This window comes from Hymenobacter wooponensis, from assembly GCF_004745865.1.
Taxonomy (GTDB): domain Bacteria; phylum Bacteroidota; class Bacteroidia; order Cytophagales; family Hymenobacteraceae; genus Hymenobacter; species Hymenobacter wooponensis.
In genome coordinates, this window is the sequence record NZ_SRKZ01000007.1 from 108,448 (window position 1) to 131,022 (window position 22,575).

The 22,575-nt window shown below is 58.6% G+C and carries 21 protein-coding genes; 10 read left to right on the plus strand and 11 right to left on the minus strand.

The window, feature by feature from the left end:
- Nucleotides 1-20: 20 nt before the first annotated feature.
- The 5 genes from EU557_RS25905 to fumC all read right to left on the minus strand — a co-directional run bounded on the left by EU557_RS25905 (nt 21) and on the right by fumC (nt 4,422).
- Complete coding sequence (locus EU557_RS25905) at nt 21-497, minus strand: DUF6970 domain-containing protein (RefSeq protein WP_245326348.1); 477 nt, start codon at nt 495-497, stop codon at nt 21-23.
- A gap of 119 nt (nt 498-616) precedes the next feature.
- Nucleotides 617-1,009, minus strand: a complete 393-nt coding sequence (locus EU557_RS21610; protein ID WP_245326349.1) for a diacylglycerol kinase family protein — start codon at nt 1,007-1,009, stop codon at nt 617-619.
- Entirely contained in the window at nt 1,002-1,598 is a 597-nt protein-coding gene (locus tag EU557_RS21615) for a GNAT family N-acetyltransferase (protein WP_135532567.1), read from the minus strand. The genes EU557_RS21610 and EU557_RS21615 overlap by 8 nt, the downstream gene beginning before the upstream one ends.
- Before the next feature lie 106 nt (nt 1,599-1,704).
- The gene (locus tag EU557_RS21620) at nt 1,705-2,775 is read right to left on the minus strand and encodes a DHH family phosphoesterase (RefSeq protein ID WP_135532568.1); all 1,071 of its coding nucleotides are present in this window, start codon (nt 2,773-2,775) and stop codon (nt 1,705-1,707) included.
- Between the two features lie 240 nt (nt 2,776-3,015).
- Nucleotides 3,016-4,422 (minus strand): class II fumarate hydratase, encoded by a 1,407-nt coding sequence (fumC, locus tag EU557_RS21625; protein WP_135532569.1) that lies wholly within the window; start codon nt 4,420-4,422, stop codon nt 3,016-3,018.
- A gap of 180 nt (nt 4,423-4,602) precedes the next feature.
- Here fumC and EU557_RS21630 point away from each other — a divergent pair, with 180 nt between their 5' ends.
- On the plus strand, nt 4,603-4,899 hold the full coding sequence (locus EU557_RS21630) for a hypothetical protein (RefSeq protein ID WP_135532570.1): 297 nt from the start codon (nt 4,603-4,605) through the stop codon (nt 4,897-4,899).
- A gap of 273 nt (nt 4,900-5,172) precedes the next feature.
- On the opposite strand, the gene EU557_RS21635 is transcribed toward EU557_RS21630, so the two are convergent.
- Both EU557_RS21635 and EU557_RS21640 read right to left on the minus strand, forming a co-directional pair.
- Nucleotides 5,173-6,618 (minus strand): TonB family protein, encoded by a 1,446-nt coding sequence (locus tag EU557_RS21635; RefSeq protein ID WP_135532571.1) that lies wholly within the window; start codon nt 6,616-6,618, stop codon nt 5,173-5,175.
- A complete protein-coding gene (locus tag EU557_RS21640; RefSeq protein WP_135532572.1) occupies nt 6,605-7,234 on the minus strand; it encodes an RNA polymerase sigma factor in 630 nt (209 codons plus the stop codon). Before EU557_RS21640 ends, EU557_RS21635 begins: the two co-directional genes overlap by 14 nt.
- A 185-nt stretch (nt 7,235-7,419) precedes the next feature.
- On the opposite strand from EU557_RS21640, the gene EU557_RS21645 reads away from it, so the two are divergent.
- Together EU557_RS21645 and EU557_RS21650 are read left to right on the plus strand one after the other, a co-directional pair.
- On the plus strand, nt 7,420-7,707 hold the full coding sequence (locus tag EU557_RS21645) for a hypothetical protein (RefSeq protein ID WP_135532573.1): 288 nt from the start codon (nt 7,420-7,422) through the stop codon (nt 7,705-7,707).
- A gap of 42 nt (nt 7,708-7,749) precedes the next feature.
- Nucleotides 7,750-9,669 carry a vWA domain-containing protein gene (locus tag EU557_RS21650; RefSeq protein ID WP_135532574.1) on the plus strand — a complete coding sequence of 640 codons (1,920 nt, stop codon included), beginning with the start codon at nt 7,750-7,752 and terminating at the stop codon, nt 9,667-9,669.
- 376 nt (nt 9,670-10,045) lie between these two features.
- Here the strand turns inward: EU557_RS21650 and EU557_RS21655 are convergent, their stop codons facing one another.
- Nucleotides 10,046-10,825 (minus strand): porin family protein, encoded by a 780-nt coding sequence (locus tag EU557_RS21655; protein WP_135532575.1) that lies wholly within the window; start codon nt 10,823-10,825, stop codon nt 10,046-10,048.
- A 635-nt stretch (nt 10,826-11,460) separates the two neighbouring features.
- Here EU557_RS21655 and EU557_RS21660 point away from each other — a divergent pair.
- From EU557_RS21660 to EU557_RS21685, 6 genes are all read left to right on the plus strand, one after another.
- Nucleotides 11,461-12,291, plus strand: a complete 831-nt coding sequence (locus EU557_RS21660; RefSeq protein ID WP_135532576.1) for a prephenate dehydratase — start codon at nt 11,461-11,463, stop codon at nt 12,289-12,291.
- Between the two features lie 101 nt (nt 12,292-12,392).
- Nucleotides 12,393-13,580 (plus strand): pyridoxal phosphate-dependent aminotransferase, encoded by a 1,188-nt coding sequence (locus EU557_RS21665; RefSeq protein WP_135532577.1) that lies wholly within the window; start codon nt 12,393-12,395, stop codon nt 13,578-13,580.
- A 127-nt stretch (nt 13,581-13,707) separates the two neighbouring features.
- The gene (locus tag EU557_RS21670) at nt 13,708-14,553 is read left to right on the plus strand and encodes a prephenate dehydrogenase (protein ID WP_135532578.1); all 846 of its coding nucleotides are present in this window, start codon (nt 13,708-13,710) and stop codon (nt 14,551-14,553) included.
- A gap of 114 nt (nt 14,554-14,667) precedes the next feature.
- Nucleotides 14,668-15,771: a chorismate mutase gene (locus EU557_RS21675; protein WP_135532579.1), complete on the plus strand. Its 1,104-nt coding sequence runs from the start codon at nt 14,668-14,670 to the stop codon at nt 15,769-15,771.
- 585 nt (nt 15,772-16,356) lie between these two features.
- Entirely contained in the window at nt 16,357-17,244 is an 888-nt protein-coding gene (locus EU557_RS21680; protein ID WP_135532580.1) for a hypothetical protein, read from the plus strand.
- A gap of 154 nt (nt 17,245-17,398) precedes the next feature.
- Entirely contained in the window at nt 17,399-18,472 is a 1,074-nt protein-coding gene (locus EU557_RS21685) for a proline iminopeptidase-family hydrolase (RefSeq protein ID WP_135532581.1), read from the plus strand.
- Between the two features lie 144 nt (nt 18,473-18,616).
- On the opposite strand, the gene EU557_RS21690 is transcribed toward EU557_RS21685, so the two are convergent.
- Nucleotides 18,617-19,429 (minus strand): tetratricopeptide repeat protein, encoded by an 813-nt coding sequence (locus tag EU557_RS21690; RefSeq protein ID WP_135532582.1) that lies wholly within the window; start codon nt 19,427-19,429, stop codon nt 18,617-18,619.
- Between the two features lie 318 nt (nt 19,430-19,747).
- Between EU557_RS21690 and EU557_RS21695 the strand changes: the two genes are divergently transcribed.
- Nucleotides 19,748-21,148 (plus strand): lysophospholipid acyltransferase family protein, encoded by a 1,401-nt coding sequence (locus EU557_RS21695; protein WP_135532583.1) that lies wholly within the window; start codon nt 19,748-19,750, stop codon nt 21,146-21,148.
- Nucleotide 21,149: 1 nt separating this feature from the next.
- On the opposite strand, the gene EU557_RS21700 is transcribed toward EU557_RS21695, so the two are convergent.
- Complete coding sequence (locus EU557_RS21700) at nt 21,150-21,755, minus strand: hypothetical protein (protein ID WP_135532584.1); 606 nt, start codon at nt 21,753-21,755, stop codon at nt 21,150-21,152.
- The gene (locus EU557_RS21705; protein WP_245326350.1) at nt 21,739-22,539 is read right to left on the minus strand and encodes a metallophosphoesterase family protein; all 801 of its coding nucleotides are present in this window, start codon (nt 22,537-22,539) and stop codon (nt 21,739-21,741) included. Before EU557_RS21705 ends, EU557_RS21700 begins: the two co-directional genes overlap by 17 nt.
- Between the last annotated feature and the right edge of the window lie 36 nt (nt 22,540-22,575).

The following is a 22,575-nucleotide window of genomic DNA, read 5'->3' on the forward strand; positions in this document are numbered from 1 at the left end:
ACTTCAATACCTCTTTACTTTTAGCGAGGGTCTTGCCAAACGAGGCGTTCTTCGGTACGAGCTTTAGCAAAGTCGGCGCACTGCCCGTCGCCGCGGCCGGTTAGGCCGCCGTCGGGGTGGCAGAGCACCTTGCCATCTGCTGCGTACAGCGTAGTATATTGGTCGCAGCAGCCTACGGTTTCATAAAACACCAAGCTCCCATTGTATTGGTAGCTCATGATCTGGACCGGGGGGTTCTGTTTCTTTTCGTTAAGATGATGCTGAATCCGGTCGTTGAGCCACTGTGGGCGCTTTCGATCATCGAAGGTAGCATCGGGCTGGGGCGTCGGCTCAATGGTGTTGGCGCTGGTAGGCGCCGGCGTGGAGGAAACGCCATTCACATTGCCGGTTTGGGGCGCATCGGTGGGTGTGGTAACGGCCACGTTGCGCTGACAACCCGAGCTGCCGAGCAGCAGGGCGAAGGAAGCGGCCGTGAAGAGTACTGGAAAGCGCATCATGGGAGAGGAACAGGTGGCGGGAAGCGATGCACCCAAATCGGGCGGCAAAGATGCACACAAACTCTTGTTACGCGAGCCTCCGGCCGAGGTTGTTACGCCGCCGTACCCTGTCTTGCCCGCTAGGCAAGTAGCGCCCAGACTTTTGGCCCAAATATCAGTAACCCCACCACTAGCGCCGCTACAGCCATTACCAGCACAGCCCCGGCCGCCACGTCTTTGGCCCGCCCAGCCAGCGGGTGGTACTCCGGCGACACTAGGTTTACGATGGTTTCTACGGCCGTATTCACCAGCTCGGCACTCCATACGGCCCCAATGGCAACCGCCACGGCTACCCACTCCCAGCGCTCCAGCCCTAGGTACAGACCTAGGCCTAGCACCACCACTGTGGCCGCCGCGTGAAATTGCAGGTGCACCTCTGTTTTTAGCGCCGACCACACCCCCTGAAAGGCATACCCGAAGCTGGCTACCCGGCGGCGCACCATACCAGGCCGTGGGGTGGGCACGTTATCCACGGGCTTCAAACTGCTGAAACACGCTGTGGCACAGCTCATCCCATTCGGGCTTCAGGATGCTGAAGTACACGGAGTCGCGGCGTAGGCCACCTTGCGTGAGGCAGTGGCTGCGCAACGTGCCCTCCTCGGTGGCACCCATGCGGCGCATAGCCTCCCGGCTCTTCCAATTGCGGGCGTCAGTTTTCAGCTCCACCCGCTCACAGCCCAGCTCCCCGAACGCATACTTCAGCAGCAAGTGCTTGGCGGCACGGTTGATACCCGTGCGTTGATACTCCGAGCCCAGCCACGTCCAGCCGATTTCCAGCCGCTTGTCGTCTAGGGCAATGTTGCCGTAGCTGGTGCTGCCCACTACGCGCCCGGTTTCCTTATCGATGATAGCAAACGGGTAGCGTTTGCCCGCCTCCCGGTCGCGCACGGCCTGGGTCAGGTAGGCGGCCAGTTCCACGCTGTTGTGCGGCATAGGGGTGGTCAGGAAGCGCCACACGTCGGCGTCGAAGGCAATGGCCTTGAGGTCTTCGAAGTCGGTAAGATCAAGCGGGCGAAGACGGACGCGGCTATTTTCCAGCGTAATGCAACGAGCAAAATCCATGAGGAGCGGGTCGGAGGGGAAGGATGCGTAAAGATGCCGAAAAAAGCAAAATACGGCCTGTACTATAGTCTAGTAAGAGCGCTTCTAGGCCACTAGCAACGGGCTCTCACCCCTCAAAGCCCAGGCCGCGAAGCAGTAAACTGAAATCGGCTTCGGAGAGGTGGCCGCCGCTGGCTTGCGGATGGCCATGTGCAAAATTTGCGGGCGGTGTAGCTCCTTGCTGGGCAAACGCGGCGCGTAATAGGTCCGGAATATGCAGCTCCCGGTTAGCGGTGCGGCCTGATATAGCAACGTACCCCGCTGGCAAATAGCCGCGGTTGGCGCAGAGTACCACCCGGTCGGGCAGGCGCGTAATCCATTGCTGGGCAATGAGTGGGTGAATCTGGCAGGGTGAGTCGATGGAAACCACGGCAACGGGCGCCGCATGTGCAGCACCTTTTGGCGGAAACTTAGGCGGGAGCTTCCGGGCAGCAGCCAACTCAGCGGCTACTTCGGCCCGGTACTGGCCTAAGCGCTCATCTTGAGCCAGGCCGCGGGGGTTATTATCTTGCAGGAGATACTGCAGCGGAAGTTCCAGGTCAAACTCGCCGGCCCGGCGCGCGGCGTTGCACATGGCCACGGCTTCCTTTAGCCACTTGGCAGTGTACTGCTTCTTTACGGCGGGTAGCGGAGCCCAGCCGGCGGAGTCACCTAAATCAGAGAGTATGCCAATGGCCGCCACCCACTGTAGGTCAGCGACATCAGCTTCGGCGGCCAACAGTTCGTAGGCCAGCCACGCGGAGCACGGCACTGGCTCTAGGCCATATCCCGTCAATACGGTGCCACCAGCTGGCGGTGTCCCTTCCGGAATGTGGTGGTCGACGTACAGCACCGGGATGCCCGCCGACTCTAAGGTCCCGTGCGCGTGCACACCCAGGTCCGTGACAATCAGCGCATCGGGCTTCAGGGCTAGAAGCCGCTCGTGGGCGCTGGGCGTCAGGAAGGCGTTTTCACCTTTGCCAGAGGGCACTACTTCTACCTGCCAGGTAGGGTTGATGCGGTTCAGGGCGCGCCCGAACAGAGCTCCCGCCGCTAGCCCGTCGGCATCGAAATGGCAGAAGACAACGAGCCGGCCACCCGTTGGTACCTGATCAAGAAAGGCCCGGAAGGGCGCCACAAACTGCGGATAAGCGGGCATGAAAACGGGCAGCCCGCATAGTAGCAAGCTGCCCGTTGTTCGTAAAAATTGCGGTGGAGGTTGTAAGCTCCTGCTATTAAGCTAGAACTAACTCCCCTCCTTAGATAAGGAGGGGCTAGGGGTGGTTGACCAACCGTTGAACGTCAACTAGCTCTAATTCTAAAAGTCGTTCTAGGCCACTTCAACCACCCCCAACTCCTCCTCATCTGAGGAGGGGAGCTAGTTTTTTAGCTGTAGTTCTTACTTCTTGATTTCGCCAACCATGTCCTCTGGCTTCAGCCACTCGTTGAACTGCTCCTCGGTGAGGTAACCAAGCTGGAGGGCGGTTTCCTTCAGAGTAGAGCCGTTCTTGTGGGCCGTCTGAGCAATTTCGGCGGCTTTGTAGTACCCAATGTGGGGGTTAAGGGCCGTTACCAGCATCAAGGACGAGTTTACGTGCTTCTGGATGTTGGCTTCGAGGGGCTCGATGCCCACGGCGCACTTATCGTTGAACGACACGCACACGTCGCCAATGAGACGGGCCGAGTGCAGGAAGTTGTAGATCATCAGGGGCTTGAACACGTTCAGCTCAAAGTGGCCGTTCATGCCGCCGATGTTGATGGCTACGTCGTTGCCCATTACCTGCGCGGCTACCATGGTCATAGCCTCCGACTGGGTGGGGTTTACTTTGCCGGGCATAATGCTGGAGCCGGGCTCGTTGTCGGGGATGTGCAACTCACCGATGCCGGCACGCGGACCCGAAGCCAGCAGACGGATATCGTTGGCAATCTTCATCAGCGAAGCGGCCACGGTTTTCAGGGCACCGTGGGCTTCCACAATAGCGTCGTGAGCGGCTAAGGCCTCAAACTTGTTTTCGGCCGTGATGAAGGGCAAGCCCGTCAGGTCGGCAATGTGCTTGGCCACGTTCTCGGCGTAGCCGGGAGGCGTGTTGATGCCGGTACCCACGGCGGTGCCGCCCAGGGCCAGCTCGGAGAGGTGAGCCAAGGTGTTCTTGATGGCGCGCAAACCGTGGTCGAGCTGCGACACGTAGCCGCTGAACTCCTGGCCTACGGTCAGGGGCGTGGCGTCCATGAGGTGGGTGCGGCCGATTTTCACGATGTGCATGTACTGCTCCGACTTCTGGCGCAGCGTGTCGCGCAGCTTCTCAATACCGGGCATCGTTACCTCCACCAGAATCTTGTAAGCCGCAATGTGCATGGCCGTCGGGAAGGTGTCGTTGGAGCTCTGCGACTTGTTTACGTCGTCGTTGGGAGCCAGGAACTTCTTCTCGTCGGAGAGCTGGCCGCCGTTGAGCACGTGGCCGCGGTAGGCCACTACCTCGTTCACGTTCATGTTGCTCTGGGTGCCCGAGCCGGTTTGCCATACCACCAGCGGAAACTCTTTATCGAGCTTACCTTCCAGGATTTCATCGCACACACGGCCAATCAGCTCAGCCTTTTCCGCGTCGAGCACGCCGGCGTCGCGGTTGGTGAGGGCGGCGGCTTTCTTCAGGTAGGCGAAGGCGCGGATGATTTCCTTGGGCATCTTGTTGATGTCCTGGGCAATCTGGAAGTTATCGATGCTGCGCTGGGTTTGAGCGCCGTAGTAGGCGTCGGCGGGAACCTGTACGGTGCCCATGGTATCTTTCTCGGTGCGGAACTGAGCCATGCTTCTAGTGGGTGAGAAGAAAGTAAGGTGACAAGAAAGCGCGCCGCAAGCCGGCACGGCGCAAAAGTACACAACCGCGCCCCGTGCGCCACCGCCACCCCAAAATTCTGCGCGGCAGTGGCCTAGCCGCGCGGCGCACGTCTACCGTATAGCCCAGTACTTAACTAGCAATTCCTTCCCATGAAAAAGACTTTCGAAGACGAATCCGACGCCCTGTCAGCTCAGTCCAATCAGCCCACCACGTCCCAGCCCGCTGCTGTAACTCCGCCCTCACAGGAAAACACCGCTCCCACGCCTCCTTCGGCCCAAAACTCCAATACTAGCTCTGACACCGACGAAACGCCCGTGCCCGTAGCTGGCAACGGTGCCCCCGATTATAGCCACATCGACGTGAAAACCGAGCCCGACCTGCCTACCCCCGACAAAGCCGGCGGCAGCGCCACCGAGCCCGAAAGCGGCGGCGGCTACAGCGGCTAACGGTGATTTAGTGACTGAGTGAAATGGTGAGTTTGACGAGCTTACGGGGGCAGTAGCCTAGCGCGTCGTTGCGAGCATGTGGCGCATCAAGCCTGTGTCGAAGCAATCTTTCCTTGTCGCCAGGTCATACACCCGCATAATCAAAAGCCCTTACTTCCATCATGGAGGTAAGGGCTTTTGATTATGCTAACGGTTCGAGAAACAACCAGGAAAGATTGCTTCGTCCTGCATCCTCGCAATGACAGGCCGAGGCCTCTTCGCTCAATCACCGCTTCACCTTCCCTCAATTTTAAACGGCACGCTCACCTCAACCTGCCGGGGCGTGCGGCGGCCATTGACGATGGCCGGGAACCAGGCGGGGCCTTCCTGAATCAGGCGGATGGCTTCGGCGTCGCATTCATCGGTGAGCTTTTTTACCACCTTGATGTCACTGACCTTGCCGTCCTCGCCTACCACAAAGCGGAGCCGCACTGTCCCTTCGGTGTGCGCCTCCAGGGCTTTTTCGGGGTAGTCGAGGCTGTCCTTTAAGTACTTTTTCAGGCTGCCGTAGCCGCCGGCCGGCATGGCGCTTACCGCCATGGGCGCGGGCGCGGCTTCTCGGCGCACTACTACCACTTCACTGAGCTGCTTAGTATCGGGAGCGAGGGCCAGCGCCAGGGTGGAGTCGTTGGGCTTTAGCGGTTGGGTCTTGGCAGCGTAGCCTATTGAGCTGATGCTGAGCTGTGAGGTGTTTGCAGGTACCGTCAGGCTAAACGAGCCATCGGCGGCGGTGGAAGCCCCTTGCCGGGTGCCGGGCACTAGCACCGTAGCCCCTTGCAGACCTTGCCCGGTAGTTTGATCCGTAATGCGGCCATACACGGTGCGCATTGCCCCAGAATCAGAAACAGCCGCCTTCGTTTTGCGTTTTGCTGCTGGTAGGCCACTCGCTTGCAAAGTGGCGGTGGCTGTGCCTGGTTTGTTGGCAGGTGCGGCCGGGGCTGGCTGCACGGCGTAGTCCTGCTTCTGGTCTGTAGAGTTGACCGTGGCAGCGTTTACCAGCACAGTATCGGCACGGGGCACGGTTGCTTGTGCTCCGGCTGCCAGCGTACCGATAACCTCCGTACCAGACTGCACATCAGGTCCGTTGTGTACTTTAGGCGCAACCCGGGCGTCCTGCGGCTTTTGCATTCGACGTCGCACTGCCTTAGGTGCCCGTTGCGGCGACGCGGCCATGCTGGCCACCACATCTGGCGGTATGGGCTCAGCTAGGGGCTCAGCCGCGTCAACTGCGGTTTGCGGTACAGGTACTGGCCTAGGAGCTCGAATGGCGAGCCGCTCTATGGCTTGCCGGCCCGAGGAGGCAACTTCAGTAGAAGACCTATGCATTACGGCAAACCATAGCACGGAGGCACCCAGGGTGAGCACCAGCGCCGCGGCAGCGGCCAGCTGTTGCCAGGCCCACCCTAGGGCTGGCCGTGGCCTTGCCTCTGTGGCCAATTCCTCTACGCGGGCGTGGAGGCGCTGGCGCAGCTCATCGAGGCTGGCGTCGGTAACAGTGGCGGGCTGCATCTCTAGGCCCGTCAGCACCTCAGAACACTGGGGGCAGTCAAGGGTGTGGGCCTCTACCTGCTGCTGCTCGGCGGGCGGGAGCGTCCCGGCCACGTACTCGCGCAGCACCTCTACCGGCAGATGCCGGCTGGCAGAAGGCAGTAGCTCAGAAGCGGGGTTAAGGGGACGCATTGGAGGCAGCAGTTGATTCTAAGTGGCGGCGCAGGTTGCGCTTGCCGTTTTGGATATGGCTTTTTACGGCATTAAGGTCGAAGCCCGTGAGGTCGGCAATGTCGCGGTAGCACTTCTTTTCGAGGTAGAACAGCTCCAGACACTGTTTTTGTCCCGGTGGCAGCCCGGCCAGGGCCTGCTCCATCTGCTGGAGCTGTTGCTCATGGAAGTCGGCTTCGGCAGGGTCATCGTCTACCAGATGCCGACTGACGGCCGATTCCATATCGGCGGCATCCGGGAAGTGCACTACCAGGGACCCGCCGGCTGCGGGGCCGGCGCGTTGCCGGGCCCGTAGCGCCATTAGGCAGTGGTTGCGGGCGGTGGTGTGCAGCCAGGCCGGAAAGTTGTCTACCTCGTGGCGGCGCAGCTTGTCTACCAGCTGCTCAAAGAGTTGCATCACGGCATCCTTGGCGTCTTCCTCCTCGCGCAGGTAGCGCCGGCAGATGGCCAGCACCGCGGGCATGTGCCGCTCATACAAGGTGCCCAAGTCGTGCACATTGCCCTCGGCGCGGTAGCGCAGTAGCAGCTCCGCATCGGAGAGCTCAGCAGCAGGCGCAGGACGACGGCGGAAAAACATGCAATACCAGGTGAATGAGGCTGAACCGAAAGCTACGGCTTCGGCGGCAAACTTCGCTTGGCGCCGGCTACCTGCCAGCCGCATTTCTGGCCTACAGAAAAAATAGTTAAAAATTTTCTGGTGCCCGTGTGGAATCCGTGGCCTAGCGGCATCAACCTAGCAACAACGCCCCACTCGCCGCTGCCATGTGTTACTGCTATCTTCTACTTCTGGCCGGATTAGTACTCTCCGGCAGCGCGCTGGCTCAAACCGCCGCCCCTCCTTCAGCCCCAACTTCTGATTCAGTAACCTACGCTCTGGCACCGCCGCGCAGTGCTCCAGCCCCAGATCTGCCCTGGTGGCTGCCGAACGCCCAAGAATGTGCCGCCATTCGGGCCGAGGAAAACAGCTCTGCACCACGTGCCGCCCAGCGGCGTACTCGCACCTTGCGTCGCTGGGCTCAGGAGCAGCCCGAACCACAGCGCCGACCCTAGGCCACCCTTTACGCTATCCGCTCACTCCTATTCTTTCATCTCATGAAGTATCTACTCTATTGCGCACTGGCAGCCGCCCTATTGCCATCAGCACCTGCTCTGGCTCAACCAACTCCAACGCCGGCCGCTGCTTCAGCTGCTAGCTATACCGTGCAGGGCCGCGTCACGGACCGCAGCACCGGCCAAGGGCTGCCCGGCGTGACGGTACTCGTGAAAGGCACTACCATTGGCGTAAGCACCAACCACGATGGCACCTATTCTATTCAAGTACCAAAGCATTCCAAGTTATTAATATTCAGCTCCATTGGCTTCATACAACGCGAAGTAAAGCTGACTGGGCAGACTACTATTAATGTATGGTTGGCGGCCGATTCACAGCAGCTGAGTGAAGTAGTGGTAACGGGTCTGTCGGGCAAAGCTGCTGGCATTTCTATACGAGGCAGCCGTTCCTTGAAAAGAAAATACGAGCAAGTAGCCGACAAAACCGCCTACGGCTATGGCTACCCGGCCCAACCGGAGCCTGGGGCCGGCGAGTCATACGCCACCATTGCTGAAAACGGCTTCCGCAACGCCACCAAAGAACCGCTCAGCACCTTCAGCATTGATGTAGATGCCGCGAGCTACAGCAACGTTCGTCGCTTCCTGCAGCAGGGCCAGCTGCCGCCCGCCGATGCCGTACGCACCGAGGAGCTCATCAATTATTTTCAGTACAGCTACCCCCAGCCCGCGCCTACCACCCCCGAACCGTTTCGCGTAATCACGGAGCAGGCCCAATGCCCCTGGAACCCCGAGCACCAGCTGGTGCAAGTGGCATTGCAGGGCCGCAAAGTGCCCACCGAGAAGCTACCACCCGCCAACCTGGTCTTCCTGATTGACGTGTCGGGCTCGATGCAGGGCGATGACCGGCTAGGCCTGGTGCAACAGGCCCTGCGCCTGCTCACCAAGGAGTTGCGCCCCCAAGATAAAGTAGCTATGGTTGTGTATGCCGGAGCCGCGGGCACTGTGCTGCCACCCACTGCTGGCTCGAGCCGCGCTGATATTCTGGCGGCCATTGGTCGGCTTACGGCGGGCGGCTCTACGGCCGGTGGGGCGGGCCTCCGACTGGCCTACCAGGTAGCGCGCCAAAACTTCAATAAGGAAGGCAACAACCGCGTGATTCTCTGCACCGACGGCGACTTCAACGTGGGTGAGCAGAGCGACGCGGCCATGGAGCGCCTCATCACAGAAGAGCGCGAAAGCGGCGTGTTCCTGACCGTGCTGGGCGTAGGCCAGGGCAACTATCAGGACAAAAAAATGGAGTTGCTAGCCGACAAGGGCAACGGTAACTACGCCTACCTCGACAACCTCGACGAGGCCCGCCGGGTGCTGGTGCAGCAGTTTGGGGGCACCTTGTTTACCATTGCCAAGGATGTGAAGCTGCAGGTAGAGTTCAACCCCGCCCGGGTGCGCGAGTACCGTTTGGTAGGCTACGAAAACCGCCTGCTGGCCGCCGAGGACTTCAACAACGACCGTAAAGACGCCGGCGAAATGGGCTCGGGCCACACCGTAACAGCCCTCTACGAAGTAGTGCCCGTAGGCGCCCGCGCCTCCGTCGATCCGCTCAAATACCAACCGACTGCAACCGCCCCCAGCGCACCAGCCACCGCTGAGCTTCTCACAGTGAAGCTGCGCTATAAACAACCCCAGGGCAGCAGTAGCAAGTTGCTGGAAAGCCCTCTTACCGGTGCTGCTAGGCCACTTGCCGAGGCTAGCGAAAACCTCCGATTTGCCGCGGCGGTGGCCCAGTTCGGGATGCTCCTGCGCCAGAGCGACTACCGGGGCTCGGCCACTTGGGAAGCCACTGCCGCCCTAGCCAAAGGCGCCAAAACCTTCGACCCCGATGGCTACCGCGCCGAACTGGTCCGCCTGATAAAGCTGGCCGAAGGCCTGCGGCCCACCCCGGCAGAAATAGGCGTGCGGTAAGCAGCTTGCGGCCAGGAAAAAGCCTTAAAAAAATTTAATCATCAGGCAGTCAACCGAATGCAACTTATCTTATTTGAACTGGCTCCTACTATCAGCCCGTGATTTCTTTACTGGCCTAGGCCATACCAGGCGTTGTTACCGAAGTCGGCCCGCGCTTCACTCACTACTGCGGCCTGGAGGCACTGGTTGCAGCCTCGCCCCCAGCAAAGGCCGTTGGGTCGACTTCGGCTTGTTATCTATCCTACGTGTTGAATCTTACCTGACGTATCGTAACTGTTTCATCTTTGGCCCCGCTGCCGCTAGGCCACTATCCGAAAAAGGCCCCGCCGAGAATTCGACGGGGCCTTTGTGCGGGGAATAGGAGATGGAAGAGAGATTAGAACGAGTAATTCAGGGACGCTTTGATAACGCGGTTCTGCGCGTCGAAGCGGTTGTTTTTGTCCAGCGAGGTAAGGCCGTAATCGTAGCCAGCGCTCAGGCCAAAGCCATTCTGGAACTGGTAGCCTAGGCCACCCACCACCGAGAAATCGACGGGGCGGAACTGGTCTTTAATATCGAAGTCCTTTTTGAAGGCCGAGAAACCGAGGGCACTGGCATCAACGCGTGCCTTACCCGACAGCAGCACGGAGGCTTGGGGGCCGGCATATACGTACAGGCCATCGGTGAGGTAGGCTTTTGCCAGCACCGGAATATCGAGGTAGGCCATGCGAGCCGTAGCGCGCACCTTGGCATTCAGGAAATCAAACTGTTCCAGCGGAATGCGGCCAGTCAGCACCGTACCTTTCTCAGAGTAGCCTACGCCGGGCTCAATAGCGAAGCGGGGGCCCAGCGGCAGCGTGGCATAGAGGCCCGCATAAAAACCAGGCTTCATTTCCTTGGTCACGGCACCGTTGGTATACTCGGCTACGTCCATCACGCTGTTCACGGCATCACCCGACCAGTCTGAGACGTTCACGCCAGCCCGGATACCGATTTTAGGACCATCGGTGGCGGAAGACGTGGAATAAGAACGGGTGGCGGGCACGGAACGGGCCTTCGCTGGACCAGTATAAGCCGGTACGCGGTGGGTCTGCACCTGGGCCTCAGCAGCCGTAGCAAAAGCAGAAATTAATAGGGTAGCCGCGGCCAGGCGGCCGAAAAGTCGCTTCGTATTCATGGCAGGAAGAGTTGGAAGGAATGCGCTAATCGCCGCGTTGCGCAGGGTGGGCGACTAGCTTCTGACGGGTACTATTTCAAAACCGTGCCAAGTTTTTGAGAGCTTCACAAAATCCGTGTCTATTGGGTAATAGAGGCATTTCATAATAGGTATATAGGCGGCATGCAGCGTAAACCCGCAGCTCCCATCAAACAATTTCTTTTGCCTTGATGAGCATCAATTAGGAGCATTTAGCAAACGTTTGTTCGTAGGTATTTTCAAAAAATAATTTGGAATTACCGCCCACGTGCCCCACCTTGCCCCTATCAAAGCACTTGATACTCATGCTTCAGTCTACCGGCCGCTTCTATTTTAGCTACTACTTCTACTACGCCAACGCGTAGTCGAGCGGCCCCTCTGTAGCTTTCCCAACCGAAACTCTCCAGCGCCTCTCGACAACCTCGGGAGGCGCTTTTTTTACGCTCACTCAGTACTACACATGTCGGCTCAGCACTTCTTTTATTACGGCTACTACTACTTCTTTTTTACGAAGAAGCGGGGCCCGATTTGCCGAGACTGACCTAGAGCAGAACCACAGCAAACCCAAGGCCCCGCACTCCGGAGGCCTTTTTTATTGCCATTTCATCACCAGCACCATGCTCCCCACCGTTGCCATCCAGGGCTTTGAAGGTAGTTTCCACCAGATAGCCGCCCGCCACTACTTCGGCCCCGAAACGCTGACTGCGCCCTGCGCCACGTTTAGCGAGGTGGTGCGCCAGGTAGCCAGCGGCAGCACCGGTGCCGGCCTAATGGCTATCGAAAACTCCATTGCCGGCAGCATTCTGCCCAACTACACGCTGCTGCGCAAGTCGGGCCTGCGGGTAATGGGCGAGGTGTACCTGCGCATTCGGCAGCATCTGATGGCACTGCCGGGCCAGCAGCTTTCCGATATCCGGGAGGTGCACTCCCACCCCATGGCCCTACTACAATGCGCTGATTTCCTGAACCAATACCACCACTGGCAGCTGGTAGAGTCGGAAGATACCGCCCTGAGCGCCCAGCGCGTGCGGGAGCAAGGCCGGCCCGGTGTGGCGGCTGTAGCAGGCAGGCTGGCCGCCGAGCTGTTCGATCTGGAAGTAGTAGCTGAGGACATTCACGCCGAGAAAAAGAACTATACCCGCTTTTTGGTGGTAGCTCGCCCAGAAAACGCGTTGGAAGTAGAGAGACCTAACAAGGCCTCACTTTATTTCCACACCAACCATACCCAGGGTAGCCTGGCGCGGGTGCTAGTGCGCATTGCCGATCTGGGCATCAACCTCTCCAAGTTACAGTCGTGCCCCAAGCCAGGCAGCACCTGGCACTACTACTTCCACGCCGACCTTGAATTCGACGAGCCCGAACAGCTCCAAGCCGCCCTCCGCGACATTACCCCCGTGACGGATGGCCTAGAAGTTCTGGGCATGTATCACAAGGGCACCACACATTAAGAACCCAACTCGAACTGTCATTCCGGGCACAGCGAGGAATCTGATACACTGGCCTAGAGGCTACCCCAGATTCCCGGTCGGGATGACAAACCCCTACCCTCATGCAAGTTTCCGTCGCCAGCCGCCTTCAGCACACTCAGGAGTACTACTTCTCGCAAAAGCTGCGCGAGATTGATGGCCTGAACAAAGCCGGTAAGCAGATCATCAACCTGGGCATTGGCTCACCCGATATGCCGCCCCACCCCAACGTGGTGGCAGCCCTGACCCGCGCGGCCGAGCTCCCGAACACGCACGCCTACCAGAGCTACAAGGGTGTGCCGGCGCTGCGCCAGGCCATGGCGGGCTGGTACCAGCGGCAATACGGCGTGACGCTAGACCCCGAGTCTGAAATACTGCCGCTGCTGGGCTCCAAGGAAGGCATCATTCACGTGAGTATGACGTTTCTGGAGGCCGGTGACGAAGTATTGATTCCAAACCCTGGCTACCCGGCTTACCGGGCCGCCGCCCACCTGAGCGGCGCCATGCCCATCGACTACGACCTGACCGCCGAAAACCATTGGCTGCCCGACCTGGAGGCGCTAGGCCAGCGCGACCTAAGCCGCGTGAAACTGATGTGGGTGAACTACCCCCACATGCCCACCGGCACCGCCGCCGATGCCGCGTTTTTCACCAAGCTAGTAGCCTTCGCCACTGCGCATAACATTCTGCTAGTGCACGATAACCCCTACAGCTTCATCCTGAACACCGAGCAGCCCCAGAGTCTGCTGGCGGTGCCGGGCGCGCGGGAGGTGGTGCTGGAGCTGAACTCCCTGAGCAAGTCGCATAACATGGCGGGCTGGCGCGTTGGCCTGCTGGCGGGCCGCGCCGATCTGCTGCAGGAGGTGCTGCGCTTTAAGAGCAACCTCGACTCCGGCATGTTCCTGCCCGTGCAGCTGGCTGCCGTAGAGGCCCTGAACCTCGATGAAACCTGGTATCAGGAGCTGAACGCCCACTATCGCGCCCGCCGCGAGCTGGTATTTGAGCTGCTCGATACCATCGGCTGTAGCTACGACCGCAACCAGGTAGGCCTGTTTGTGTGGGCGCCCATTCCGGCGGGCTACGCCGATGGGTACGCCCTCAGCGACGAGCTGCTCTACAACGCTAACGTGTTTATCACGCCGGGCGGCATTTTCGGCAGCAACGGCAACCACTTCATTCGGGTGAGTTTGTGCCAGACCAAAGAAGTGCTGCAAGCGGCGTTGGGCCGCATCAAGCAAGCTCAGCAGCTCAGCGCTTCCGCATCAAGTTGAGCGGAACGGAGGGCCTGCTCCCGCTGCAACGGTGTCGTCGGGGTGCATGCCTGATGTTCGCAGGTCCTTCGCTCCGCTCAGACACCTGAAGAATAAACTCACCCTTTCACCATCTCACATTTCCCCGATGGTAGTCACAATAATCGGAATCGGCCTGATTGGCGGGTCCCTTGCCTTAAGCCTCAAGGAAAGTGGCCTAGCGCACCTCATCATTGGCGTTGACCAAAGCCTGGATAACCAGAAGCAGGCCGTGGCCCTAGGCCTAGTTGACGAGATTGAGGCCGACCTGGCTACTGCTGTCGGGCGGGCCGACCTGGTGGTAGTAGCCGTACCCATGGATGCTATGCTGAGCGTGCTGCCCCAGGTGCTGGATGCCACCACGGAGCGCCAGGTAGTTATTGATGTGGGCTCGACGAAGGCGACCCTGCTAGCCCATGTAGACAGTCATCCTAACCGCGCCCGTTTCGTGGCGGTGCACCCCATGGCTGGCACTGAATATTCTGGCCCCTCAGCGGCCGTGCCCGGCTTATTTCGCGACAAAACCCTAGTTATCTGCGACGCTGCCCGCAGCGCTGAAGACGCCGTAGCGCGGGTAGAAGCGGTGTTCGGGCGGCTGGCTATGCACCTGGTGTACATGGATGCCACCGCCCACGACCTGCACACGGCCTACATCTCGCACATCTCGCATATTACTTCTTTTGCCTTGGCTCTCACCGTGTTAGAGAAAGAGAAGGAAGAACAACAGATATTTGCATTGGCAAGTGGTGGTTTTGAGTCGACGGTGCGCCTTGCTAAAAGCTCGCCCGATATGTGGGTGCCCATCTTCCGCCAGAACCGCGTGAATGTGCTCGATGTGCTAGATGAGCACATCCACCAGCTTCAACACCTGCGCGAGCTACTGAATAAGGAAGACTACTCGGCTGTTTATCAACAGATACAGCAAGCCAACCTGATTAAAAAAATCCTGAAATAACCAGAGCTAGAAGCTAGCTCCCCTCCTCATCTGAGGAGGGGAGCCTAGTCTAAAAATCTAGTACTCTTAGGCCTCTCTAGGCCACCTTCCAACTGCAAAACTCAACCTCATATAATGGAACAGCTCATCACCTCCCCTGCCGACGCGGCCGAACATAAGACCTTCCTAGCGAAGAAGCCCCTCATCATCTCTGGCCCTTGCTCAGCTGAGACGGAGGAGCAGCTCATTGAAACCTGCACCCGCCTGGCCGCTACTGGCAAGGTAGACATGCTGCGCGCCGGCATCTGGAAGCCACGTACCAAGCCCGGCCTGTTTGAGGGCGTGGGCACCAAGGGCCTGCCGTGGCTGCAGAAAGCCAAGCAGCTGACTGGCTTACCCACTACCGTGGAAGTGGCTACGCCCAAGCACGTGGAAGATGCCCTGGCTTTCGAGGTAGATGTGCTTTGGATTGGCGCCCGCACTACCGTAAACCCGTTCTCGGTGCAAGCCGTGGCCGATGCCCTGCGCAACACCGATGTGCCCGTGTTCATCAAGAACCCCGTGCACCCCGACCTAGAACTGTGGATGGGCGCCGTGGAGCGCCTGGCTAAAGCTGGCGTGAAGAACATTGGCCTGATTCACAGAGGCTTCGCCAGCTACGGCAACACGGAGTTCCGCAACGCGCCCATGTGGCACCTGCCCATCGAGATGAAGCGCCGCCTGCCCGATATGCCCATCATCTGCGACCCGAGCCACATTTGCGGCAACCGGACTGGCCTAGCGGGCATCGCGCAAAAGTCGATTGACCTGGACTTCGACGGCCTGATGCTGGAGTCGCACATCGACCCCGACAATGCCTGGAGCGACGCCAAGCAGCAGGTAACGCCCGAGCGCCTCGCCGAGCTACTCGACGGCCTGATCTGGCGCCACGAAACCACCGACCAGCAGCAGTTCCTAACGGTAATGGCCACGCTGCGCGAGCAAATCAACCAGCTCGACGACGAGATTCTGCACCTGCTGGGCAACCGCATGCAGGTAGCTGAGCGCATCGGTCAGTACAAGAAGGAGAACGACATCACTATTCTGCAAACCAACCGCTGGAACGAGATCCTTGAGCGCGGCCTCCAGAAAGGCGACCGGCTCGGCCTCACCCGCGACTTCATTCTGAAGTACTTCGACGCCGTTCACCTGGAGTCCATCAACCGCCAAAACCGTGTAATGAACCGCGAGAATTTGTAATGGAGTGACAAAGTAAAAAGCTCGTCTCTCCGAGCTCGTTAAATATTTCGCCCGGGTCGTTGCTGTAAGCAGCACGTCATTCTGGAGGAAACAGAGTTTTCATGCAAACCCGATAAGGTTCTTACCTAGTCGTGTTTACCTGCTGAACTCTATTTTCTATCAGGATGACGTGCTGCTTTTTGTCTTTACCATAGGGCACCTACACGTATAGCGCGTCTTGTCAAGCCTAGTGAGCAAGCAAGAGTTGGGAGCACGAATCGTGCTGGGCAGCAGATAGAAATATTAAAAGATTGCACCTTACCGTGCGGTACAATATCTTACACACTTCATCCAAGCCTGCACCTATAAATAGCGCATTGGCGGGCATGCGAACAGTAGTGGCTGTAAATAACGCCATCAGCAAAATTCTTAATTAAAACTGAATTTAATCAAGAGTCACAGTTGATTCAAATACTATAGCTACTGGCAATTCAAAACGAGTTTATTCACTTTTTCCCTTATACATTGAAACACGCTGTACTCCTTCTTTTTCTACTACCAGCCCATGCATTTGCCCAGTTCGGCCGGGGCTACACCGGCCCTACCATGCAGCAGAACCAGCAGTCCCGCCAGGATTTTAATAGGATGACAAACCAGCGGAGTCAAGACTTTCGCATGGCACAGACGCAAAAAAATCGAACTGGTTACGGCGCTGGACCAATGAGCAAAGAAGCGCAGCTGCAGGCCCAAGCCAAACAGCAAAAGCTAGAGTTGGAAGCCAACGAGAAACTTACGCAATTGGCGCAGGAGCAAGAGCGTAGAAGACAGCAGCACCCCGCCCCAAACCCGCAGCAGGCGGTGCTTCAGCAGAAAAAAGACGACAAACAGTTGAACCGCCTCGCCGTGAAAAACTACCGTGAGGTGTTTTTGCCTGAACAGGTAACCAATGCACTGCAGGCCCAGCAACTCTCGCCCGAGGCCCAGCAGCAGTTGCAACGCCTCAACAAGAACCTGATGGATAAGTCATGGTGGAAAAACCGGGAAGGAGCGCAGTTGCAGGCCTCCGTTAAGGCTTACAACGACACGCTCACCTCGCTCACCACTGGCCTTCTGGGATTCAATCTTGCTTCGCCTCCATCAATGCCCTCCGCCTTCTCGGTTAGCAACATCAATGCCCAGCTTGCCGCCGACAAATTTGATCAAGGTGCTGCCAACCAACTCATTCAAGATGCTGCCTTAACTGAGAGGCTTACGGCTGGTGAACAGTTGGCCAAAGCTGTCAATGAGTTTAGTCACCTAAGTACTGCGGCTTCCGGTCAAGAGACCCAACCCAATCCGAAGAAGTTGAAGGAAGAAGTGCAAGAAGGTGTACGCTTAGTTGCCAAGGCAATGGACCGCTACATCGTCCGAATTAACTCATCAACGGCTATTGACGACGCGCAAAAAGCATTGTTGAAATCAACTGAAACTTACTTAGCGAAGAAAGGGAAGTAACCCGTCAGGGCACTATCCTCAACTTTTTACTCTGTTACCTAAAAGCCCGTCATCCTTCGCGTAGGGTGGCGGGCTTTTTTGGGGGAATGCCACTTGCTTAGCGGGCTTTCCGTCAGTTCTTTCTACTATTGGTGAGAACTAACACGCCCCACCCATGCCCGCACCTCTCCTAGCCCGCTTAAGTGGCCTAGCCCTGGCCGCTACTTTGCTGTTCACCGGTTGTCAGCAGAAACCCGATGCTCCGTCGGCGCCAGCCGCTGAATCACCTAATACTGTTACCACGGTCTATTTGCAGCCGTTTGAGACGGGCATCCGCAGCGGGGGCGTACAGCTGATTCCGATTAAGACGAGTAAAGGCACGTTCAACGTTTGGACGAAGCGGTTTGGGACGGGCAAGATAAAGGTGCTGCTCCTGCATGGGGGCCCGGCCATGACGCATGAGTACTTTGAGTGCTTCGAGAGCTTCTTCCCGCAGGAAGGCATTCAGTTCTACGAGTACGACCAGCTCGGCTCCTACTACTCCGACCAGCCCAACGATGACGACCTGTGGCGCACCGAGCGCTTCGTGGATGAGGTAGAGCAGGTGCGGCAGGCCCTGGGCATTGATAAATTCTACGTACTAGGCCACTCCTGGGGCGGTATTCTGGCCCTTGAGTATGCCCTCAAGCACCAAGACCATCTGGCCGGCCTTGTCATCTCAAACATGGTGGCCAGCATTCCGCGCTACGACGCCTACAATAAGACGCTGCGCGCCCAGCTGCGGCCTTCCCTGCTGGATTCATTGGAGAAGTTTGAAGTGAAGAAGGACTACCACAACCCCACCTACGAGGGTTTGGTGTTCAAGAACTACTACTCCCAGCACCTGCTGCGCCTACCCGAAATGCCCGACCCAGTGGCGCGCTCTTTCAAGCACGTGAACCAGCACGTATATGAGCTGATGCAGGGCCCGAACGAGTTTAAAACCATGGGCCGCCTCTTCACCTGGGACCGGTGGAACGACCTCAATAAGATTACCGTGCCCACCCTCATGATTGGCGGCCAGTACGATACCATGAACCCCAAAGACATGGAGGAAATGAGCCACAAGGTGAAGCAAGGCAACTACTTACTCTGCCCCCAAGGCAGCCATATGAGCATGTGGGACGACCAGCAAACCTACTTCCGCGGCCTTACCAAGTTCCTCAAATCCGTAAACGACGGCACCTTCAAAGCAGGTACCACGCTGTAGCACCCGCCCGATACACACTTACCCGCACATCATCCTGACGAAGGAAGGACCTTACCCCGGTAACACAACTGGCCAAGGCCACCTGTTTATGCGTGATAAGATCCTTCCTTCGTCAGGATGATGTGCTGATAGGCAAGATTGGCTTTACTGCGGCTTGGAGGACGCGGTTTCCTTCATGCGTTCCTCAATCTGGGCTAGCAGGAAGCCGGCGTCTTCTTTGTGAGCGGCATCGTCAAAAAGCTGAACGGCGCGCCGGGCATGGGCGCGGGCCTTATCAAATTCCTTGAGCTCAAGGTACACAAAGGCCACGTTGAGATGCGAGGTAGGGTAGTTCTTGCGCAGCTGAATAGAGCGCTCAAACGGCGCCAGGCTCTCCTTGAACTGGCCTAGGCGCTGATAGGCATACCCCAGCGCGAAATACGAGAGGTAGTCGCCCTGGCCGTGGTCGTGGGCCTGCTGGTAGAACTGAATGGTCCGCCGAAACACCTCATCCTCGCCCAGGTCCTGCTCGGCGCAGTCGCACTGCTGCACGGCAAAGTAGTAGTCGCCGAGGGCGCGGTCGAGCTTATAGTTGTCGGGGTACTTTTCCTTGAGCTTCTCCAGCACCCGCCGCACCGGAAAGGTGTACCGGACGGAGTCTTTGCCCGACTGACGTAGGCTGTCGATGGAGGGCGCCAGCAGCGCCAGGTCGCGGAAGGCGAAGCGCTTGAGCTCTTCGGTGCCAATGTGGTAATTGAGGGCTAGCTCCGTCTTTTTCAGGGCTACGGCCGGCTCCACATTCATTTGGTCCGCGAATTTCAATAGCTTCCACGCCGATTCGTAACGGCGCTCCAGCATCAGCTGGTTGGCCTTCTTTAGCGTCGTGGCCAGTGCCGCCGCTTCGGCCGCAGTCGAAGTTTGGGCCTTACTTACCATCGGGACCAGCAACATCCCCAGAAAAACAAACAGCAAACGCATAACGGGCAATTGAAAACTTGGGTCAAAGATGCTGGATTTTGGGCGGAAGCAGCGGAAGTGGATATTGCCCGCTGGCACTTACGTGCTTGAACGCTGCATGGCCTTCCCATCGTACGATAACCACCGTACTAAGTCTTACCCTCTTGGTTGGCGCGCCACCGCTTGCTGCCCGCGTAGCACCACGCTAGCTCAGCTAACTCGCCTTACCCTGGCTGAAAGATGGCCCCGGTACGTTTCTAAATTTTCTTTGCTCTCGTAAGCTCAACAACAACTCGTTCTCCGCTCGCAGTACTCCCACCTTCTGCTTTTCTTGCCCCTATGCTTTTTTATACTGTGATGAAGCCCCTCGTGCAGGTGGCCCTGCGCGTATTTTTCCGGCAGCTGGAAGTGCGCCACCCCGAGCGGCTGCAAATGCGCGGCCCCTTGCTCATCACCAGTAACCACCCCAACACCCTCATGGACCCGCTGGTGGCCGCCATCAACCGCCGGCAGCCGGTGGCGTTTCTGGCTAAAAGCACTTTTTTCAAGAACCCCATTCTGCGGGCCATTATGGAGTCGGGCAACTCCATCCCAATTTATCGGCGCCAAGACCTTGACACTGGCGCCGAAACCTTAACGCCGGCCCAGCTGGAAGCCCAGAATGAGAAGGCCTTCGGGCGGTGCTACGACTACTTCGATAAGGGCGGCACCATCATGATTTTCCCCGAGGGTACCAGCGTGTCGGAGCGGCGGCTGCGGCCCCTTAAAACGGGCGCGGCCCGCATTGCGCTGGGTGCCGAAGCCCGGCACAACTTTGAGCTAGGCCTGCACATTCTGCCCATGGGCATCAACTACTTCGACCCGCAGCGCTTCCGCTCCGATGTGTTTGTGGAGCTGGCCGAGCCCATCAGCGTGGCCGACTACGCCGAGCACTACCGCCAAGACCCCGAAGCTGCCGCCGATGTGCTGACTGACGAAATCCGAAGGCGCATGGAAGCCAGCCTCATCATTACCCGCACCGATGAGGAAGATGAGCTGGTAACGCAGGTAGAACGCACCTTTGGCCAGCACCTCATTCAGGACGACGAAGAAACCCTATCCGACAACTTTCAGCTCAGCCGCACTTTGCTTAAGGCCGTGCGTTTTTATGAAGGCCATGACCCCGTACGGCTGGCCGAAGTGCGCGAGCAGCTGCACAACTACCACCAGGAACTCCGGCGGCTCCGCCTCACCGACGACGCCCTGGAAACTCGCCACGTAGAGGGCAGCCGGGCCAGCCGGGCCTTCTCAGCCGGCGTCCGGCTGCTGCTGGGCGCGCCGCTGTTTGTGTATGGGGTCATCAACAACTACTTGCCCTACAAAATACCCTCCATGGTAGCGAAACGAGCCACGAAGGACGTAGAGTTTGTGGCGCCCATTATGCTGGTAGTAGGCATGATTACGTTTACCCTGGCCTACATAGGGCAAACGGTGCTGGTGTATCACTTCACGCAAGACTGGCGCTGGACGCTGCTTTACTTCCTCAGCCTGCCGGTTTCGGGTTTTTACGCCCTCAGCTACTCGGGCAATCTGGCGGCCCGGCTACGGCGGCTGCGGGTGCTGCGCCTATTTCGTACGGAGCGCCCCCTCATGGAGGGGCTGCTGCGGCAGCGCACCGAGCTCATTCGCGTTCTGCGCGAGGCTCGGGAGGTGTACCTTAGCACCGCTGCCTCTGCCACCGACAGTGCTCCGAGTGCTTAAGCTACCAACTGCCTTTAACGCCTCCTCCAAGCGTGAGAATTTCCTTCAGCTTGAGGCTACGGTTTGTGAGGGCACTCACTAGATACAACTCATTGGTACCCAGTTCAGCGTAGAGGGTTTGCTTAGGCACATAACGACCCGAGAGGTGGCCTAGGTGCGTCAGGCGAGGGCCCGCAAACGCGCCCATTCGCACCGCCGCCGACCACCAATAATAGCCCGGCCGGTAGCGTCCCGCGGAGTTGTTGGTCAGAAAGTACTGGCTGCCCGTGGTGTAATTGATAAAGCCACCCACCGCCACGGGGCTCACCTCCCAGCGCGAGTGGCCTAGCCGGGGCGAGAAAGGAATATAGCTGGTTTTAAGGGTGATGATAGCCGCCCGGTGCCCAGCCAGCCGGCGCGGCAAGTACCCTACAAGTACTTCCGGCTCTAAGCGCTGGTGCGCTACGCGGTAGCCGCCCCCCAGCGCCACTAGGCCAGTACCGCCGGCAAAGTGCAGCGTCAGAAAGAACGGTCCGGCCTGGGGCGGGGCGTCGGTTTGCGCTTGCATGGGCAGGATCACTGAGCCATAGGCCAGTAGCCCCAGCAGCACCCTACGCATCTGGCCCATACGTCACGGTTTCTAGCCGAAACTGACGCTGCCCCCACAGCGAGATGATGTGGTAGCGGTGCTTGGCCAAGCTGTAGGTGGTCAGATAAGTGACTCCATCTCGGAAGGGCTGGCCGGCCGTGTAGCGGTGCACGTGCCCGCTCAGGTGAAATACCAGCCGGGAACAGCCACGCAACGCCGCCGTGTACGTGGGTATCAGGGCGGGGTCAAAGTCTTCATCCGTAGGAGGCACGTGGCTGAGCACCACCGCGCGCTGGCTGCCCGTGGTGTCTTGAAGCTGCTGACGGAGCCAAGCTACATCGGGCACCTGAGCGCCGAAACCGTATTCCCGGCCGTTGGTGTCGAGGCAGATAAACTTGGTGCCGCCGTACTGGAAGGTGTAGTTCAGGGGCCCGTAGATAGACTGATAGATAGCGCGCCCGTTGCCCACCAGATCATGATTGCCTACCACCGTGAGGTAGGGCACGCGCAGCTGCTGCAGGCGCTGGTGCACCCACCGAAACTCTCGCAGCAGACCAAAGTCGGAGATGTCGCCGCCCACAAACACAAAGTCAATGGCCCGCTGCCGGTTAACGCTGGCCACAAACTGCTCGGTTTCATCGTAAAACCGCTGAGTGTCGCCCACAAATACAAACCGCACGGTGTCAGCGGTTGCGGCGCGGGGCATTTGCTGCAGGAGGGCCAGCGTTTGGGTGGTCAGGCCCCGCTCAGCAGTGGGCAGGTGCGTTTGGTTGGGACTGTACTCCACCAGTGAGCAGCCCACTAAACCAGTGAGGGCCAGCATACATCCGCAGGAATACCAGCTGTTCATCCATCTGAA